Raw genomic sequence first — 17,847 nt, 5'->3', positions numbered from 1 at the left:
ATGAACACTATAAAAAATACTATGAAATTTTTAGCTGTATTAACCCTTACGCTGCTTATGTCAAAATGTTCTCCATCTGGAGATACTGTTGATCCTGCTCCAACGCCAACGCCAAATCCGCCGGCAGCAGTGACAAATGAAATGGATTTTTGGTTGACAAAAGGCAATCAAAGCGTCACACTTCAAAAGCAAACATCAGTTTTAGCATTTGGTACAACCTATAATACTTATGCTAATATTGAGGTTGATGATGCTAAAACGTTTCAAACAATCGATGGTTTTGGATATACTTTAACGGGAGGAAGTGCTCAGGTTATCAATCAATTAAATACTCAAAAGCGACAAGAATTATTAAAAGAATTGTTTGGTTCTGATGCTAATTCTATTGCAATAAGCTATTTGAGAATTAGCATTGGTGCATCCGATTTGAATGCTGCGCCATTTACGTATGACGATTTACCAAGCGGACAAACGGATATGAATCTGGACAATTTCAGTTTGGCACCAGATAAAACGGATTTGATTCCAATGTTAAAAGAAATTGTGGCAATCAATCCAAATATTAAAATTATGGCAACTCCATGGTCGCCACCAGTTTGGATGAAAGACAATAATGGTTTTGTCGGTGGAAGCTTGAAGCCGGAATATTACGCTGTTTATGCAAAATATTTTGTCAAATACATTCAAACAATGAAAGCCGAAGGAATAACCATTGATGCTGTTACACCTCAAAACGAACCGTTGCATCCGGGCAATAATCCAAGTATGTTGATGATTGCATTGCATCAGGCTGATTTTATAAAAAATCATTTAGGTCCTGCTTTCAAAGCTGCAAATTTGGCAACTAAAATTGTGGCCTATGACCATAATTGCAACAAACCGGAATATCCTATTGCTGTGCTGAATGATCCAGGAGCAAATCCTTATGTTGATGGTTCTGCATTTCATTTGTACGAAGGAGATATCAGTGCATTGTCTACAGTTCACAATGCTTTCCCCAATAAAAACATCTATTTCACGGAGCAATACACGTCTTCTACAGGAAGCTTCGATGGAGATTTGAAATGGCATGTGAAAAATGTAATTATCGGCTCGATGCGTAATTGGAGTAAAACAGCATTAGAATGGAACTTAGCCAATAATGCTTCTTTTGGGCCAAATACTCCAGGCGGTTGTACCACTTGTAAAGGCGCATTGACCATTAACAGTAGTGATAGTTTTACAAGAAATGTAGGATATTATATCATTGCACACGCCTCTAAATTTGTTCCTGCAGGTTCAGTGAGAATTTCGAGTAACTTTAGTGGAAATTTGAATAATGTGGCTTTTAAAACGCCTAGTGGAAAAAAAGTTTTAATTGTTGAAAATGACGGAAATACTTCTGAAATTTTTAATATCAAGTACAATGGAAACTGGGTTAAAACTTCACTTGAAGCAGGTTCGGTAGGAACGTATATCTGGTAAATAAAATAGATAATAATATCATGAAAAGAATAACGACAGTAGCTCTTTTAGCAGTGACTTTTTTGGCTTTTTCGCAGCAAAAAAATAAAACAAAACAAGTGTCTTTTTCTACTAAAGATAAAACGATTACCGTTTATACGACAGCAGAAAACACAAAGTTACGATTGACACAAACCGATAAATTGAGTTTTAGTAGTTCAAAACAACCTTTGGAAACAGAAATTTCGGTTTTTGTGGAACCAACTAAAACATTCCAAAACTTTATGGGAATTGGCGGAGCAATCACAGATGCCAGTGCTGAGGTTTTTGCAAGATTAAGCAAAGAGAAACAGCAAGAACTTTTGAATGCCTATTACGATAAAGAAAAAGGAATTGGGTATTCGTTATTGAGAACCACCATTCACAGTTCTGATTTTTCGAGCGGAAGCTATACGTATATCAAAGATGGAGACAAAGATTTAAAGACGTTCAACATTGATCATGACAGACAATATCGCATTCCAATGCTTAAAGAAGCCATAAAAACGGCTGGCGGGAAATTATTGCTTTATGTTTCGCCATGGAGTCCTCCTGCTTTTATGAAAAGCAATGGCAACATGCTAAAAGGTGGAACTTTACTTCCGGAATATTACCAGTCTTGGGCAAATTATTACACAAAATTTATCAAAGCGTATGAGAAAGAAGGAATGCCAATTTGGGGATTAACTGTTCAAAACGAACCTATGGCAACGCAAACTTGGGAATCATGCGTATATTCTGCGGAAGCCGAAAGAGATTTCTTGAAGAATTTCCTTGGTCCAACAATGAAAAAAGAAGGTTTAGGAGATAAAAAAATTGTGGTTTGGGATCACAACCGTGATTTGATGAACCAGCGAGCCAATGTTATTTTTTCTGATCCGAAAGCTTCTAAATATGCTTGGGGAATGGGATTTCATTGGTACGAAACTTGGGCAGGAGGAGAGCCAATGTTTGATAATGTTCGAAAAGTACACGAAGCCTACCCGTCTAAAAATTTATTGTTTACTGAAGGTTGTGTCGAAAAATTTGATGCTAAGAAATACCAATTCTGGGCAAACGGAGAACGATATGGAACTTCTATGATTAATGATTTTAATAATGGAACTGTGGGTTGGACAGATTGGAACATTCTTTTGGATCAAAATGGTGGGCCAAATCACGTAGGGAATTTTTGTTTTGCACCCATCCATGCAGATACTAATTCGGGTGAATTAATCTATACGCCGTCGTATTATTATATTGGACATTTCTCAAAATTCATTCGACCAGATGCTAAAAGAGTGAGTACAGCAGTAAGCCGAAGCAGCTTGATAAGTACTTCATTCCTGAATATAGACGGGAAAATGGTTACTGTAGTAATGAATCATAGCGATAAAAGTGTTACGTATAATTTAATTATTGCTACTGAGAAAACGGTTGTTGTAATTCCTGCTCACGGAATTCAAACATTAGTGTATTAAATTTTAAACGGTCTTATTCTAAAACCTACTTTATGAAGAAAATAGTTTTAATGGTCTTTATTTCTTTTTCTATTGCCTCGTTTGGACAAGGTTTTTTGCATAGAAATGGGCAAGAAATTGTCGATGGAAATGGAAAAAATATTGTGTTGCGTGGTTTGGGATTGGGCGGATGGATGGTTCAGGAAGGATATATGCTTCAAACCGGTTCGTTTGCAGGTCCTCAACATGTGATTAAACAAAAAATAACGGATTTAATTGGTGCTAAAAACACCGAAGAATTTTATGATGCCTACAAAGCAAACGGAATAACTAAGAGAGATATTGATTCATTGGCGGCTTGGGGATTTAATTCCGTTCGCTTGCCGATGCATTACAATTTATATACGTTGCCTCTCGAACAAGAAGCGGTTTCTGGTCAGAATACGTGGCTGGAAGAAGGTTTCAAAATGACCGATGAGCTATTGAAATGGTGTGCTGCGAATAAAATATATTTGATTTTGGATTTGCATGCAGCTCCGGGTGGACAAGGGAAAGATGCTAATATCTCCGATTACGATCCTGCAAAACCATCACTTTGGGAAAGTACTGCCAATCAGGATAAAATGGTTGCGCTTTGGGAAAAATTAGCAGAGCGTTACAAAGACAATCCTTGGATTGGTGCGTATGATATTATCAACGAACCCAATTGGAATTTTACGGGAACGAATCAAAATGGTTGTGACGAAACATCAAATGCGCCTTTAAGAGCTTTACAAGTTAGAGTTACAAATGCCATTCGAGCCATTGATAAAAATCATTTAATTTTCATTGAAGGAAATTGCTGGGGGAATAATTATAACGGTATGTTTCCGCTTTGGGATGAAAATATGGCATTGAGTTTTCACAAATATTGGAATCAAAATGATGCAGCTTCAATACAAAAAATGTTGGATTACAGAACCCAATACAATGTGCCAATTTGGTTGGGAGAAAGTGGAGAAAACTCTAATGTTTGGTTTAAAGAAGCGATCTCTTTAGTGGAGACAAATAATATTGGTTGGGCTTTTTGGCCAATGAAAAAAATAGAAAATTTAGCGGGAGTTACTTCGGTTACAAAAACTCCGGAATACGATCAATTGTTGAAATATTGGAATAATGAAAGCGCTAAACCTACGGTTAATTTTGCCAAAAAAGCATTAATGCAAACTGCCAAAAATTTCAAAATGAAAAACCTGACCATCAGATACGATGTGATTGATGCGATGTTCAGACAAGTTCAAACAACCGATACCAAAAAATACAAAAACCATTCTTTGCCCGGGAAAGTATTCGCAACAGAATATGATTTGGGACAAAACGGATACGCTTATTTGGATAAAGATATCGCAAATTATGACGGCACAAAGTTCACTAAATGGAACAAAGGCGGAATGATGCGAAATGATGGAGTTGATATTGAGTCTTGCAATGATACAATGACAAATGGATTTCAGGTTGCCTTTATTGAAGATGGTGAATGGTTGCAATATACGGTTGAGGTAAAAACCAAAACTAATTTTGATGTTGCTGTTCGTTATTCAAGTAAGGCTTCAGGCGGAAAACTCTATTTAGAAGATGAAAATGGGAGGATTTCTGAAACCATAATAATTCCATCTTCGGGAGGATATGATAAATGGAAAACTCTGATTTTAAAAAATGTAGTTTTAAAACACGGAACAAATAAAGTCAAAGTGCGTTTCGAAAAAGGGAATTTTAATTTGAACTTTTTAGAATTTAAAAAATCCAATAAATAAATCGAACTCAAAGATCTTTATAAGCAATTTCTTTTTTTTGGTTTGACACCAAAGATGAGTAAGCAAAAAAAAAACGCAATTGACAGTATCTAAAATATACTGTTGACTGCGTTTTTTTTAATAAAAAAAAGTATTGACTCAATATTTAGTTTCTAATAAACCTTAAGTTATGCTGTTTATTTGGAGAATAAATTGGATTGAGGGAAATTAGCTGAAGACGCTCGCAAATGCTTCAAAACATTCTTTTTCAATGCTTTTTTAACAACAATTAATCACAATCTTTAATTCTGGTTGACGGCTTTCAATATTCCATTCATAGTTTCTTCTGTTTCAGGTTTTTTGTAGAACCAGTGAAGCCTTGCACTAATTGTTCGTAAATGGCTTGACTTTTTGGTTATTTTTTGAATTCCTTAAATAATGATTCACGTGTCAGCACTATTTTTGCAGAATTTGTTGATTCAATAGTTAAGGTTTGAATTAAAGGTAAATCGCGAGATGAACTCCCTACGAGAATATCAAATTTTCCTGATTTTACCGTCCAATCATGAGGTTTTGAATTAAAATAAGCAAAGTCACGAGAAGTCATTTGAAAACTAACTATCTTTTATTCAATGGCTTGTAATGCTACTTTTTCAAAATGTCTCCGTTCATTTTATGGTCATGCCACTTCGCTTTCTTGTACATGGACATACAGTTGAACTAATTCTTGTGTAAACAATTGTGAAGGCAATGTAAGTCCAATAAGTAGTAAGATAATTTTTTTTCACAGTCTCTAATTTGGCTGGTTTTGGATAATTATTGGTAACAATATAATGTGTTGTTTTGATGCAATGTGTATATTTTATTGATTCACAATGTGTTTTTTTTAAAATTATGCATTTTAATTATTGAAATAATTATGCAAATTTATTTTTAAATGTGTTTTTTGTAACAAACTGATTTGTTTCTTTGTCGATATATTTCATTATGGATGTGTTTAAAAACAGCTTCAATATTTTCAAAATCAAGAGTTCACTAGTTTTTTTGAAAAAATGAGCTAAATTGCACGCCTAGTAAATAAAATAGTAATGATCAGAAAAAGTATATGTTAAAGGATATTTTAGCTAACAAGGATTCCTATCAACCGGGTTTATCAATTGATTGTGTCATTTTTGGGTTTCATGATAATCAACTCAAGGTATTGTTGATAAAAACAAAGTACAGTGAAAAATGGGCTTTGCCAGGTGGTTTTGTGCCTGTAAATGAAGGAATTGATCAGGCTGCGGTTACTGTTTTACATGGTCGAACCGGATTAAAAGGGATTTTTTTGAGGCAGTTTGCTACTTTTGGCGATGCCAGAAGGTGTAACGAGGATTTAAGTAATAGTATTTTAGAATTCTATGGAATTCCATTAAAAGATGGTAAGTGGTTTGCAAGCCGCTTTGTTACGGTAGGATATTATGCTCTAGTTGATTTTTTGAAAACGATTCCGCAAAAGGAGGGGAAAAATGATATCGTGGAATGGATTGATCATAATGCTGTACCGGAATTAATTTTGGATCACAAGGAAATATTGAATTCAGCATTAGAAACACTCAGGATGGAATTAAATTTGATGCCGGTAGGTTATAATTTACTACCTCAAAAATTTACTATTCCGGAATTACAAAAGCTATATGAAACTATACTAGGTAGAAAACTCGACCGTAGAAATTTTTTACGTAAAATAACGGCAATTGGGATTTTAACAAAGTTGGATGAGAAGAAAAGTAATGTAGCTCATAAAGCGCCTAATTTGTATAGTTTTGATAAAGAAAAATATGAAGAAGTTGTTAAGAATGGATTGACCCAAGGTTGGTAATATGAAAAACAGGACACAAAAAACTCCTTAAGAAATTAAGGAGTTTTTTGTGTCCTGTTTTTTTCTAGTTCAAGTTATTTAATCCTTTTCTTAAAGCTTCAACTTTTGAACTTAATTATATTTAAAGACGGGTGAATTAGAGATAAAAAAACTCCATTATTTCTAATGGAGTTTTTTGTGGGCGATGAGGGGTTCGAACTCCCGACCACTTCCGATAGAATCGGAATGCTCTGAACCAGCTGAACTAATTTTTTTTTGAAATTAATTCCTGAATTTTAATTCTGCTTTTCCAAGATTTGATTTGTAATTCTCTTTGTTGAGCTAATTCTTTTGTTTTGTATTTTTCCATGTAAACAACTTTCCAATCATTTACATTGCCGGTAAAACCTTTGCTTTTTTGATTGTGCCGAATAATACGTTCTTCTAAATTAGAGGTGAAACCTATATAATATCTATTTTTAATTGCGCTAAAAAGGATGTAAGTAATGTATTCCATAAGCTATTAGACATAAAAAAAACTCCATTATTTCTAATGGAGTTTCTTGTGGGCGATGAGGGGTTCGAACCCCCGACCCCCTCGGTGTAAACGAGGTGCTCTGAACCAGCTGAGCTAATCGCCCTAAACAATTTGGTTACTTTCGTTTCCGTTATTGCGTGTGCAAATATACGACTAGAATTCGTATTTGCAAGTAAAAAAATAAAAAAATCATAAAATTTCTGCAACTACAAAGGTGCTTCCGCCAATGTATATAAAGTCAGTGGTCTCTGCATTTTTTAGTGCTTTTTGATAAGCTTCTGAAACAGAATTGTATACTTCTCCTTTTAGTTCGAAAGTTGATGCCTTTTGTTTTAAAATTACAACATCTAACCCGCGGGGAATATTTGGTTTACAGAAATAATAAATTGCTTTTTTAGGGAATAAAGGCAGGATCTCATCTAAATCTTTGTCATTTACAACTCCCAAAACAACATGTAAAGTATCAAAATCTTCTTTTTGGATTTGCTTCAACACAATTTCCAGTCCGTTTTTGTTGTGTGCAGTATCGCAAATAACTTTTGGAAACTCATTCAATTGTTGCCATCTTCCCTGAAGTCCAGTATTTTTTACCACATTTAATAAACCTGATTTTATATTCTGGAGAGTGATTTTAAATTCATTCTGACTATTTAAAACGGAAATGGTTTGTAATACCGTCTTTTTATTGTGTATTTGATAATCACCAATTAAGTCAGAAGAATAGGTTTCTGAAACTAAATCAGCAGCAAAATAAATTTCCGAATTACATTCTTTGGCTTTGGCCAAAAAAACCAGTTTGGTTTTAGGAGTATATTCTCCAATAATTACGGGAATGTTGGGCTTTATGATCCCCGCTTTTTCAAAAGCAATGGCTTCAAGCGTGTTGCCCAAAAATTGTGTGTGATCCAATCCTATATTGGTAATCACCGAAACTAATGGAGTTATGATATTGGTAGCATCTAACCGTCCGCCCATTCCCACTTCAATAACCGCAATGTCTACTTTTTCTTTGGCAAAATAATCGAAGGCTAAACCAACGGTCATTTCGAAAAAACTCATGTCATTAGACTCAAAAAAACTTTTGTGTTCATTGATAAAATCAGTAACAAATTCTTCAGATATATCCTTTCCGTTAATTTTTATACGTTCCCGGAAATCCTTTAAATGAGGAGAAGTGTACAATCCAACTTTATAACCAGCTTCTTGAAGTATGGACGCCAACATGTGTGATGTCGAGCCTTTTCCGTTGGTTCCTCCAACATGAATGCACTTAAGTTTTTCTTGTGGATTATCAAGATGAGCTATCAGTAAATGCGTGTTGGTCAAATCTTTTTTATAGGCCGAAGCGCCCTGAAGTTGGTACATCGGGAGTTGGTTAAACATCCAATTTATGGTTTCCTGGTAGTTCATTTTTGTAATAAAATAGTAGTTGTTTAAAATATTTTTCGATTTTTTTAGTTTAATAGTACATCGAAAAGTATCTTTAGTGCAAAATTGAAATAATTTTTAGAATTAATGATTAAAATCCAATAATATTATATGTTTAGTTTTATACAATTACAGGCCGACACCATTACCAACGCTGCTTCAAACGTAGTTATCGAAAAAATTGCTCCAAATACCGAAATATCCACTTTAGGATTCCTTTTAAAAGGTGGTGTGTGGCTTATCCCAATCGGGATTCTATTATTTTACACTTTTTATTTGATTATTGAACGCTATTTGTATATCAATAAAGCATCAAAAATTGATAGTCTTTTGATGCGTGATGTTCGAGATAATCTCAATTCAGGAAATCTGGATTTGGCTCGATCCATTGCTGAAAGAAATAATACGGCTTCAGGAAATATTATCAAAGAAGGGATTTTGGTTATTGGGAGACCTATTATTGAGATTGAATCCAATATGGATCGTGCTGCAGATATCGAAATAGGGGGAATGGAAAAGCATTTAGGTCATTTGGGACTTATTGCCGGAATTGCACCTACATTAGGATTCATTGGAACTATTTCCGGAGTAATTAAAATATTTTACAGCATTTCGGTAACAGAGAATATTAGTATTGGTAATATTTCCGGAGGATTGTATGAGAAAATGATTAGTAGTGGTGCTGGATTAATCGTTGGTATTATTGCGTATAGCGGATACCATTTATTAAACGGTAAGATTGATAATTTTGCTTTAAAAATTCAGAAACAAGTACTTGAATTTGTAAATATTATTCAAAGATCATAATATGTCTATAAAAAGAAAAAGAAGATTTCATGCCGAGGTCGCGACTTCTTCATTAAGTGATATTATGTTTTTCTTGTTGTTGTTTTTCTTGATTATATCAACATTGGCGAACCCTAATGTTATCAAGATGACGTTGCCAAAAGCACAATCAAACGAGAAAACAAACAAGCAATACATTAGTTTATCTGTCACAGAAGATAAAAAATTCTACATCGACAAGCAACCTGTTTCATTTGAAGAACTGGAAACAACCTTGATGTCTAAAATGGATTCTGCGAAGGATCAAACAGTTATTGTTCGAATTCCGTTCAATTTGCAAGTGCAAGACTTAGTTGACGTACTGCAAATAGGAGTGAAGAACAATCTGAAGTTTGTGATTGCTACGAGTCCAAAGTAAAACTCATTACTAGTTCTTATGTAGCATTTGCATTATTTGGGCGTGACCACAATAGAAAAAGGAGCTAATCAACTTTATGCTGATTAGCTCCTTTTTCTATTCCGGTCGGGCTATCCGCAGTACTTCGGTACTTGCTCCTATCCCTCACGCAAATTAGTAAAACATCAAATTCTCGAGTAGTCATTGCAAATTATTCTTGAAAACAAAAAAGTGACGTTTCTAATTGTTCTAATTCAAATTGAAATTGTAAACAATCTTACCGACTTGCTTTTCCGGAGCATCGCTGCTGGCGTCCCATCTGGTATTCATTGCTGCAATTCGGGCTTGATCTAACAAACATTTTGCAGTATTCGTTGTTCCTTTTACTCCGGCAACTGCATTTACAGTTCTTCCGGTTCTGTCTACAGAAACTTCTACGACAATTTTTCCTTGTTCATTACACGTATATTTTGGTGCGGGTTTAGATAATGCTTTTCGGTTTCCTAAAGAATATCCAACTCCACCGCCAGAACCACTTCCGGTTCCGCCACCGCTTCCGGAGCCATAACCGCTACCAGTTCCTATTCCGGTTCCAGTACCATTTCCGCCGCCTGTTCCTCCACCAGAACCACCAGTTCCATAATAACCATTAGAACTCAAGCTTCCGTTAGATTTCCCCTTGTTTCCGGCAGCTTTGTCATCGCCATCGCCTCCTTTATTAGAACCTTTTAATATGCTGGATAAAGCATCATTTGTATTGTTAGAAACTTTAGGTTTTACAACCACTGGTTTCGTTTCTTCTTTTACAACGACTGCTGGTTTTTTAGTTTTTTCTTTCGTCGGAATTACAACGCTTTCTTCAGTGCTGTTTTCCTGAGATAAAATAGCTTCCTCTGGAGTTGATTTTGCAGGAGTTTGTCTGGTTTGGTTTTTTACTTCCAAAACCTCACTTTTATAATTCGCACCAGAACCGAAATCGCTGTCGCCAAAATTTACTGTAACGCCACCGCCACCGCCACCGCCGCCACCGGCAAGTTCATCCATATTTGCAGGAGGCCAAAAGCGAATGAAAAATAAAATTAACAACATTGTCGCATACAAAAGAATGGATATTGCTAGAGATTTCTTTTGATCTGATGAAATGGTGGAACTCATTTGTATTTTAAATTTTAAAAAGTGTATTACTAAAAACGTTGAAAAGTACTAAAAATTGTCAAGAGTAAAAAGCGACTGCCGGAATATAAATAATATTGCTTTTTGGCTTAAAACTAAAAATGAGAAAAGGGATTAAATAGATTTTAAAATCTGCTTAATCCCAGTTCCGGTAAATAGTTATAAATACTATTTTATTTTAAGTAAGCTGCTTTAATGCAATTTCGAAAGCAGTTGCACTAATATTTGTTTTACTTGGGTTTAAAGCATGTGCTTTTTCAATAGCTTTTTTGATGATTTCGGAAGTGTCTTGAAAGATAGCTTCATCCGTCATTTGTACTTTCTTTTCCATAAAGTAAGCAAAAACTCTTGCCATACCGCAGTTAGAAATAAAGTCAGGAATCAAACTTACTTTGTGGTCGACATCTTCCATAATTGGACCGAAAAATATTTCTTTATCAGCAAAAGGAACATTCGCACCACAAGAAATTACCTCAAGACCATTCGCAATCAAGCTGTCAATTTGAGATTGAGTTACTAATCGGGAAGCGGCACACGGAGTGAATATTTCAGCACCGATGGTCCATATTTTTTGATTGATTTCTTCAAAAGGAATCATGTTCTCGGCAACTAGTTTATTTCCGTCTTTGGCAAGAAATAAAGCTCTTATTTCTTCGAAAGTGAATCCTTCTTCATTGATTAATCCGCCATCTCTATCAATAATACCAATTACTTTAGCGCCCATTTCGGCTAAGTAAAAAGCAGCAGCAGATCCTACATTTCCAAAACCTTGTACGATTGCTTTTTTTCCTTTTACATCTCCGCCATAAATGGTGTAATAATTACGAACAGCTTCGGCAACTCCGTAACCGGTAATCATATCGGCAACGGTGTATTTTCTGGAAACATCTGGTGAGAATTTTGGGTTTTCAATCACTTTCACCACACCTTGACGCAATTGTCCAATTCTGTTAATCTTGTCTGCTTCAGTAGGTTTGAAGTGACCATTGAAAACGCCTTCTTGCGGATGCCAAACACCACATTCTTCCGTCATTGGAATCACTTCGTGAATTTCATCTACATTTAAATCTCCACCCGTTCCGTAGTAACTTTTCAATAAGGGAGAAACGGCTTTATACCAACGTTGTAAAACGCCTTTTTTTCTTGGATCATTCGGGTCAAAATTAATTCCAGATTTAGCTCCGCCAATAGCAGGTCCAGAAACCGAAAATTTCACTTCCATGGTTTTTGCCAAGGACAAAACTTCATTCATATCCAACCCTTTTCTCATACGAGTTCCACCACCGGCAGCACCACCACGTAGCGAATTGATGACTGTCCATCCTTCAGCTTCCGTTTCAGCATCTTTCCAATGGAAAACTATCTCAGGTTCTTTATTTTCGAATTTCTTTAATAAATCTTTCATTTGTTGCGATATGTTTAATTTTGGCAAATATAAAAAATAGAATAATGTGAAATATGTATTTTTAATTTTATTTTGGAGAATAAATCATTCCAGAGCTGTGATCTTTTTTTGCACCTGTAACGCTGCTTAAAATATTGATTTCTCCACGTAATTTTAAAACTCCAAGTAATGCAAAAATCAATGCTTCTTTGAATTCCAGAATCTTTGCAGGCGGAATTATAATTTTCATTTCCGGTAAACGGTACTGAATTCTCTCGATAAGAAAATCATTGTAAGCGCCACCGCCAGTTATAAAAAGGCTTCCGTTTTTATTGGGCAAAGCCAAAGCAATTTGTAACGCTACGTGTTCCGTAAAAGTGTTCAATTTATCTTCAATGGGAATTGTGTAGCTTTCGATTAGGGGCAAAATAGTTTCTTTGACAAATTCAAAACCCAATGATTTAGGATATTTTTTTTGGTAAAAATCCAAAGCATTTAATTCATTTAACAAATCGAAATTACAAATTCCAGTTTTTGAAATGTTGCCTCTATCATCATAATCGAATCCCAGTTGATTGGCGTAAAAATTCAAAACGGTATTTACAGCCGAAATATCAAACGCTTTTCGCTCTTTATTTTGTTCAAAAGATACATTCGAAAAACCACCTAAATTCATGCAATAATCATATTCAGAAAATAAAATTCGGTCGCCAATAGGAACTAAAGGTGCGCCTTGACCGCCAAATTTTACATCCTGAACCCTAAAATCACAAACTACTGTTTGGTTAATTAAAGTCGAAATTTTTGACAAATTACCAATTTGAAGCGTGAATCCGTTTTGGGGTTGGTGTAAAATAGTATGGCCATGGGAACAAACGGCATCGAGGTTTTTTATGTCGAATTTTTTAATAAAACTTGAAATAATTGTAGCCAGAAGTTGTGTGTAATCTTGATTGAGTTTTTCAAGTTGCGCTTCGGAATAATCAATGGCTATTTTTAATTTGTTTAACCAATCATTTGGGTAAGAAATAGTTTCAGACTCCAGGATTTCAAATTCCCATTTATTATTTTTTACAGTAAAAACAATGTATGCCAAATCTACGCCGTCCAGCGAAGTTCCTGACATGACTCCTATTGTAGTGTACTTTTCTTTAAACATAGGCTAAATTTACGAAATCGTTTGAAATCTGATATTTAATAATTACTTTTGAGCACAAATTTAAGAACATTTAATTTACAATAAAAATATGGATTTTAATCTAACTGAAGAACATTTAATGATTCAGCAAGCCGCTAAAGATTTTGCTGTAGCAGAATTATTACCGGGTGTTATTGAACGTGATGAACATTCAAAATTTCCAACGGAGCAAGTGAAAATGATGGCCGATTTAGGTTTTATGGGAATGATGGTCGATCCTAAATATGGTGGATCTGGTTTGGATAGTATTTCCTATGTTTTAGCAATGACTGAAATTGCAAAAGTTGATGCTTCTGCTGCTGTAATAATGTCTGTAAACAACTCTTTGGTTTGTGCAGGTCTTGAAAAATATTGCAGTGAAGAGCAAAAAATGAAATATTTAGTGCCACTTGCAAAAGGAGAAGTGATTGGTGCTTTTTGCTTGTCAGAGCCGGAAGCGGGAAGTGATGCGACTTCGCAAAAAACTACAGCGATAGATAAAGGCGATCATTATTTATTAAATGGTACAAAAAACTGGATTACTAACGGATCAACTGCATCCACTTATTTAGTTATTGCTCAAACAGATATTGAAAAAGGACACAAAGGAATCAATGCTTTTATTGTTGAGAAAGGTTGGGCTGGATTTGATATTGGACCAAAAGAAAGAAAAATGGGAATTCGTGGAAGCGATACGCATTCTTTAATGTTCACCGATGTGAAAGTTCCTAAAGAAAATAGAATTGGTGAAGATGGATTTGGATTTGCTTTTGCAATGAATGTTTTAAACGGCGGAAGAATTGGAATAGCATCACAAGCGTTAGGAATTGCGACAGGTGCATATGAAATCGCTTTGAAATATTCGCATGAGAGAAAAGCATTTGGGAAAGAAATTTTCAATCATCAGGCAATTGCTTTCAAACTGGCTGATATGTATGTAAAAGTTACTGCTGCAAAATTATTGGTAATGAAGGCCGCTTGCGAAAAAGATGAAGGTAAGGATATCGCGCATTCTGGTGCCATGGCAAAATTATACGCCTCAGAAATCGCTTTAGAAGTGGCCAATGAAGCCGTACAAATTCACGGTGGAAACGGTTATGTTGCTGAATATCATGTGGAACGTATGATGCGTGATTCTAAAATTACTCAAATTTATGAAGGTACTTCTGAAATACAACGAATTGTAATTTCTAGAGGATTGGTTTCGTAAATAAAACAAAAATAGTTGTTTATGCCCTTTCTAATTTCGGTTGGAAAGGGTTTCGTTTTTTTAATACATTTACTGAAATGAGGGAATCAAGAGGTATCCGCAGTTACAGTAATTTTGGTTTTAATTCCAAGAGTTTCGTTATTTGTTGCTATAATGGGTTGCGGCAGTATGGTTGGTGCGATTTTTGCTGACCTGTTCGTGCTTTGCAATGATGTGAAAAATGATGATGTGACACTTTTTATTTTGGCACTAATTACCTTTCTTTGTTGTCTTATTTTAGTTGTAAAGCAGAGAACTAGATTAATGAATTTGTTGAATTAAAACGTAAATATGCTACTACCTTCTATTAATAATAGTTTAAATGAACTGATTGATCTGTTAAATCAATTGTCGCAAAAAGAATATTCAAATTCTTGTGCGGAATTAAGTAATGCAACTATTGGGGAGCATACAAGGCATATTATTGAAATGTTTCAGTGCTTAGAAAATCAATATGATTTAGGTATTGTGAATTATGATAAAAGAGAACGTAATACTCTCATTCAAACGGATACTGCTTTTGCTATTGAAAACATCGTCTTGATTCAACAAAATTTAGATAAAGAAAATAAAAATATCGAGTTGTTACAAATCATTGACGGAGAGGAAATCCGAATTGAAAGCAACTATTTCAGAGAACTACTGTATAATCTAGAACATTGCATTCACCATCAAGCACTTATAAAAGTGGCTATTTTACAATGTGAAACAGTGACTATTGATCCTAATTTTGGCGTTGCCCGATCTACCATAGAATATAGAAATCAATGTGCACAGTAAGTTTTGTTAAAACGAATGATAAAATTATCATTACTTCAAATCGGGATGAAAAAACAGTAAGACCGAGTGCAATACCACCAAGAAGTTACACCGTAAATGGAAAGAATCTTATTTTTCCAAAGGATCCAAAAGCAGGAGGAACGTGGTTTGTGGCCAATGCGGACGGAGTAATTTTGGTGCTTTTAAATGGTGCCGATGAAAAGCATGAAGTACAGCTTCCGTATCGAAAAAGCCGTGGCCTGATTGTTTTAGACATAATCAGCAGCTTATCGCCAAAGGATTTCTGGAACGAAATTGATTTGGACAACATAGAGCCTTTTACGTTAGTTTTATTTCAAAATAATGCTCTTTTTCAATTGCGCTGGAACGGAAAAGAGAAAGAAACGACATCTTTGGACATTCATCAAAATCATATTTGGTCTTCATCAACATTGTATACATCATCGATTCGTGAAAAACGAGCCAATTGGTTTCATGATTTTATGAATCAAAATCCTGAAATTTCTGAATCAAAAATGCACGATTTTCATCGCTACACCGAGGAAGAAAATGATGAAAACGGTCTGGTTATCAATAGAAATGACGAAATGAAAACCTTAAGTATCACACAAGCGGTTATTGAAAAAAATAAAGTAGCTATATTGCATTACGATTTGATTGCCCAACAGGATTTTTCGACCTCATTTATCACCGTTTAAAGGACTTAATTTGAAACTATTTTTTCATAAAATTACGCACTGGGAGTACTGGCCTTTCCAGATTGTTTACATTCCAATTTATTTTCTTTGGTCCTATTATTCCATCAAGGCAAAATCTATTTTTTTCTTTAATGCTTCTAATCCAACCATAAAAAATGGCGGTTTTATGATGGAATCCAAAAAAGAAATTTACGATTTGATTCCACAACACTATTACCCAAAAACGGAATTAATAAAAGAAGGAACCGCTCTTGAAGAAATTTTGAATACTATTCAACTATCAAAAATAAAATATCCTTTGATTGCAAAACCAGATATTGGACTGCGAGGATCTGGGGTCAAAAAAATTAATACCGTTCATGACTTAAAAGAATATGCCCAAAAAGCAAATTTCGATTATGTAGTGCAGGATTTAATTCCGTACGAGAATGAAGTTGGGATATTTTATGTGCGTTATCCTCATGAAAAAGCAGGTAGAATTACAGGAATAGTTTCTAAAGAATTTCTGATTATTACCGGAAACGGATTCTCTACCGTAGAAGAATTAATTAAAGAAAATCCTCGATACGAATTGCAATTAAAGGTTTTGAAACAGGAATACGGAAAAAAACTACTTGATATTCTTCCAAAAGGAGAAAAATTGAATTTGGTGCCTTATGGGAATCATGCAAGAGGCGCAAAATTCATTGATGGAAGTCATTGGATAACACCAAAATTGACGGAAACAATAAACGAAATGTGTCTGCAAATTCCAGGTTTCTATTTTGGCAGATTGGATGTGATGTACCGTACAATTGAAGAATTGGAACAAGGAATACACTTTTCAGTTGTGGAATTGAATGGTGCTGCAAGCGAGCCCACACACATTTATGACCCAAAACATTCTTTGCTTTTTGCATGGAAAGAACTCGCGCGTCACATTACCTATATGTATGAAATAAGTGTGGCAAACCATAAAAATGGTGCTCCGTATTTACTGCATAAAGAGGGTATGAAAGAATACAGAATGCATCTGGAACAAAGCAATAGAATTGTAAATTTCTAAAATTATGAAGGCATTAAAAAACATTTTTGTTGGTTTTTTAGTGAGCTTTATCGGTTCGATACCGTTGGGATATTTGAATGTTGTAGGTTTTGAAATCTATTCAAAGCTAGGAATGAACAGCTTGATTTTCTTTTTATTAGGAGTGATTTTCGTGGAGATGTTTGTAATTTATTTCACTTTGATTTTCGCAAAGCAATTAGTCAATAATAAAAAATTAATGAAGATTATTGATTTTTTTGCCGTTTTATTTCTGTTGATTTTAGGGTATTCTTTTTATGCTAATTCCAATCAAACAATGGAAGAACAAGGAATTTTAGAGAAATATGCAATGTATTCTCCTTTCCTTATCGGAGTGTTTTTGAATTGTATCAATTTTCTTCAATTGCCGTTTTGGACCGGTTGGAATCTTTATTTGATGAATGGGAATTATATTTCCATTGTAAAAAAGCTAAAACTGTATTATGTTTCAGGGACTTTGATAGGTACATTTTTTGGGATGTTAACTTTGGTTTTGGTGTTAAACACCTTATCTCAAAACACAACCAGTTTTTCTAAATATGTAATGCCCGTAATAATTCCGTCATTTTTTGTGGTTTTAGCTTTTGTTCAAATGGTTAAAGTCTACAAGAAATATTATCGAAATAAAGCCATATTATAAA

Annotated in this window: 17 protein-coding genes and 1 tRNA gene; 11 read left to right on the top strand and 7 right to left on the bottom strand. The window is 34.7% G+C overall.

Annotation, left to right across the window (positions count from 1 at the left end; genetic code table 11):
• The 3 genes from IWX80_RS11765 to IWX80_RS11755 are packed head-to-tail and all read left to right on the top strand — an operon-like array spanning position 1 to position 4,714.
• A complete protein-coding gene (locus tag IWX80_RS11765; protein ID WP_334682345.1) occupies positions 1-1,464 on the top strand; it encodes a glycoside hydrolase family 30 protein in 1,464 nt (487 codons plus the stop codon).
• A gap of 20 nt (positions 1,465-1,484) precedes the next feature.
• Positions 1,485-2,942 carry a glycoside hydrolase family 30 protein gene (locus IWX80_RS11760; protein WP_196853590.1) on the top strand — a complete coding sequence of 486 codons (1,458 nt, stop codon included), beginning with the start codon at positions 1,485-1,487 and terminating at the stop codon, positions 2,940-2,942.
• 32 nt (positions 2,943-2,974) lie between these two features.
• A complete protein-coding gene (locus IWX80_RS11755) occupies positions 2,975-4,714 on the top strand; it encodes a cellulase family glycosylhydrolase (protein ID WP_196853589.1) in 1,740 nt (579 codons plus the stop codon).
• Positions 4,715-5,108: 394 nt separating this feature from the next.
• Here IWX80_RS11755 and IWX80_RS17085 read toward each other — a convergent pair whose 3' ends face one another.
• A complete protein-coding gene (locus tag IWX80_RS17085) occupies positions 5,109-5,315 on the bottom strand; it encodes a fibronectin type III-like domain-contianing protein (RefSeq protein ID WP_442899840.1) in 207 nt (68 codons plus the stop codon).
• 483 nt (positions 5,316-5,798) lie between these two features.
• On the opposite strand from IWX80_RS17085, the gene IWX80_RS11745 reads away from it, so the two are divergent.
• Entirely contained in the window at positions 5,799-6,554 is a 756-nt protein-coding gene (locus IWX80_RS11745) for an NUDIX hydrolase (RefSeq protein ID WP_196853587.1), read from the top strand.
• Between the two features lie 244 nt (positions 6,555-6,798).
• On the opposite strand, the gene IWX80_RS11740 is transcribed toward IWX80_RS11745, so the two are convergent.
• The 3 genes from IWX80_RS11740 to IWX80_RS11730 all read right to left on the bottom strand — a co-directional run bounded on the left by IWX80_RS11740 (position 6,799) and on the right by IWX80_RS11730 (position 8,481).
• Complete coding sequence (locus IWX80_RS11740; protein WP_196853586.1) at positions 6,799-7,050, bottom strand: GIY-YIG nuclease family protein; 252 nt, start codon at positions 7,048-7,050, stop codon at positions 6,799-6,801.
• 49 nt (positions 7,051-7,099) lie between these two features.
• Positions 7,100-7,174 (bottom strand) — tRNA-Val (locus tag IWX80_RS11735).
• An 86-nt stretch (positions 7,175-7,260) separates the two neighbouring features.
• Positions 7,261-8,481, bottom strand: coding sequence for a bifunctional folylpolyglutamate synthase/dihydrofolate synthase (locus IWX80_RS11730; protein ID WP_196853585.1), 1,221 nt, complete (start codon positions 8,479-8,481; stop codon positions 7,261-7,263).
• Positions 8,482-8,610: 129 nt separating this feature from the next.
• Between IWX80_RS11730 and IWX80_RS11725 the strand changes: the two genes are divergently transcribed.
• Both IWX80_RS11725 and IWX80_RS11720 read left to right on the top strand, forming a co-directional pair.
• Positions 8,611-9,306, top strand: coding sequence for a MotA/TolQ/ExbB proton channel family protein (locus tag IWX80_RS11725; RefSeq protein WP_196853584.1), 696 nt, complete (start codon positions 8,611-8,613; stop codon positions 9,304-9,306).
• A 1-nt stretch (position 9,307) separates the two neighbouring features.
• Entirely contained in the window at positions 9,308-9,703 is a 396-nt protein-coding gene (locus IWX80_RS11720) for an ExbD/TolR family protein (RefSeq protein ID WP_196853583.1), read from the top strand.
• A gap of 228 nt (positions 9,704-9,931) precedes the next feature.
• On the opposite strand, the gene IWX80_RS11715 is transcribed toward IWX80_RS11720, so the two are convergent.
• The 3 genes from IWX80_RS11715 to IWX80_RS11705 all read right to left on the bottom strand — a co-directional run bounded on the left by IWX80_RS11715 (position 9,932) and on the right by IWX80_RS11705 (position 13,398).
• Positions 9,932-10,837, bottom strand: a complete 906-nt coding sequence (locus tag IWX80_RS11715; protein ID WP_196853582.1) for an energy transducer TonB — start codon at positions 10,835-10,837, stop codon at positions 9,932-9,934.
• 196 nt (positions 10,838-11,033) lie between these two features.
• Positions 11,034-12,260 (bottom strand): Glu/Leu/Phe/Val dehydrogenase dimerization domain-containing protein, encoded by a 1,227-nt coding sequence (locus IWX80_RS11710; RefSeq protein WP_196853581.1) that lies wholly within the window; start codon positions 12,258-12,260, stop codon positions 11,034-11,036.
• A gap of 67 nt (positions 12,261-12,327) precedes the next feature.
• Entirely contained in the window at positions 12,328-13,398 is a 1,071-nt protein-coding gene (locus IWX80_RS11705) for an anhydro-N-acetylmuramic acid kinase (protein WP_196853580.1), read from the bottom strand.
• Between the two features lie 88 nt (positions 13,399-13,486).
• Between IWX80_RS11705 and IWX80_RS11700 the strand changes: the two genes are divergently transcribed.
• The 5 genes from IWX80_RS11700 (at position 13,487) to IWX80_RS11680 (ending at position 17,846) form a co-directional block, all read left to right on the top strand.
• The gene (locus tag IWX80_RS11700; protein WP_196853579.1) at positions 13,487-14,626 is read left to right on the top strand and encodes an acyl-CoA dehydrogenase family protein; all 1,140 of its coding nucleotides are present in this window, start codon (positions 13,487-13,489) and stop codon (positions 14,624-14,626) included.
• Positions 14,627-14,956: 330 nt separating this feature from the next.
• Positions 14,957-15,445 carry a DinB family protein gene (locus IWX80_RS11695; RefSeq protein WP_196853578.1) on the top strand — a complete coding sequence of 163 codons (489 nt, stop codon included), beginning with the start codon at positions 14,957-14,959 and terminating at the stop codon, positions 15,443-15,445.
• Positions 15,433-16,143 carry an NRDE family protein gene (locus tag IWX80_RS11690; protein ID WP_196853577.1) on the top strand — a complete coding sequence of 237 codons (711 nt, stop codon included), beginning with the start codon at positions 15,433-15,435 and terminating at the stop codon, positions 16,141-16,143. Before IWX80_RS11695 ends, IWX80_RS11690 begins: the two co-directional genes overlap by 13 nt.
• Positions 16,144-16,153: 10 nt before the next feature.
• Positions 16,154-17,188, top strand: coding sequence for a D-alanine--D-alanine ligase (locus IWX80_RS11685; protein WP_196853576.1), 1,035 nt, complete (start codon positions 16,154-16,156; stop codon positions 17,186-17,188).
• Positions 17,189-17,192: 4 nt separating this feature from the next.
• Positions 17,193-17,846 carry a hypothetical protein gene (locus IWX80_RS11680; RefSeq protein ID WP_196853575.1) on the top strand — a complete coding sequence of 218 codons (654 nt, stop codon included), beginning with the start codon at positions 17,193-17,195 and terminating at the stop codon, positions 17,844-17,846.
• Position 17,847 lies beyond the last annotated feature (1 nt).

The sequence above is a fragment of the Flavobacterium sp. CAN_S2 genome (genome assembly GCF_015752255.1).
Taxonomy (GTDB): Bacteria; Bacteroidota; Bacteroidia; order Flavobacteriales; family Flavobacteriaceae; genus Flavobacterium.
The sequence above is the reverse complement of the archived record's forward strand: the minus strand, read 5'-3'. Positions and strand labels throughout refer to the sequence as shown.

Excerpts from the sequence above, each read along its gene's own strand:
- IWX80_RS11730 (WP_196853585.1), bottom strand. The coding sequence starts at position 8,481 with ATGAACTACCAGGAAACCATAAATTGGATGTTTAACCAACTCCCGATG.
- IWX80_RS11715 (WP_196853582.1), bottom strand. The coding sequence starts at position 10,837 with ATGAGTTCCACCATTTCATCAGATCAAAAGAAATCTCTAGCAATATCC.
- IWX80_RS11720 (WP_196853583.1), top strand. The coding sequence starts at position 9,308 with ATGTCTATAAAAAGAAAAAGAAGATTTCATGCCGAGGTCGCGACTTCT.
- IWX80_RS11695 (WP_196853578.1), top strand. The coding sequence starts at position 14,957 with ATGCTACTACCTTCTATTAATAATAGTTTAAATGAACTGATTGATCTG.
- IWX80_RS11710 (WP_196853581.1), bottom strand. The coding sequence starts at position 12,260 with ATGAAAGATTTATTAAAGAAATTCGAAAATAAAGAACCTGAGATAGTT.
- IWX80_RS11680 (WP_196853575.1), top strand. The coding sequence starts at position 17,193 with ATGAAGGCATTAAAAAACATTTTTGTTGGTTTTTTAGTGAGCTTTATC.
- IWX80_RS11705 (WP_196853580.1), bottom strand. The coding sequence starts at position 13,398 with ATGTTTAAAGAAAAGTACACTACAATAGGAGTCATGTCAGGAACTTCG.
- IWX80_RS11765 (WP_334682345.1), top strand. The coding sequence starts at position 1 with ATGAACACTATAAAAAATACTATGAAATTTTTAGCTGTATTAACCCTT.
- IWX80_RS11760 (WP_196853590.1), top strand. The coding sequence starts at position 1,485 with ATGAAAAGAATAACGACAGTAGCTCTTTTAGCAGTGACTTTTTTGGCT.
- IWX80_RS11745 (WP_196853587.1), top strand. The coding sequence starts at position 5,799 with ATGTTAAAGGATATTTTAGCTAACAAGGATTCCTATCAACCGGGTTTA.
- IWX80_RS11700 (WP_196853579.1), top strand. The coding sequence starts at position 13,487 with ATGGATTTTAATCTAACTGAAGAACATTTAATGATTCAGCAAGCCGCT.
- IWX80_RS11690 (WP_196853577.1), top strand. The coding sequence starts at position 15,433 with ATGTGCACAGTAAGTTTTGTTAAAACGAATGATAAAATTATCATTACT.
- IWX80_RS11755 (WP_196853589.1), top strand. The coding sequence starts at position 2,975 with ATGAAGAAAATAGTTTTAATGGTCTTTATTTCTTTTTCTATTGCCTCG.
- IWX80_RS11740 (WP_196853586.1), bottom strand. The coding sequence starts at position 7,050 with ATGGAATACATTACTTACATCCTTTTTAGCGCAATTAAAAATAGATAT.
- IWX80_RS11725 (WP_196853584.1), top strand. The coding sequence starts at position 8,611 with ATGTTTAGTTTTATACAATTACAGGCCGACACCATTACCAACGCTGCT.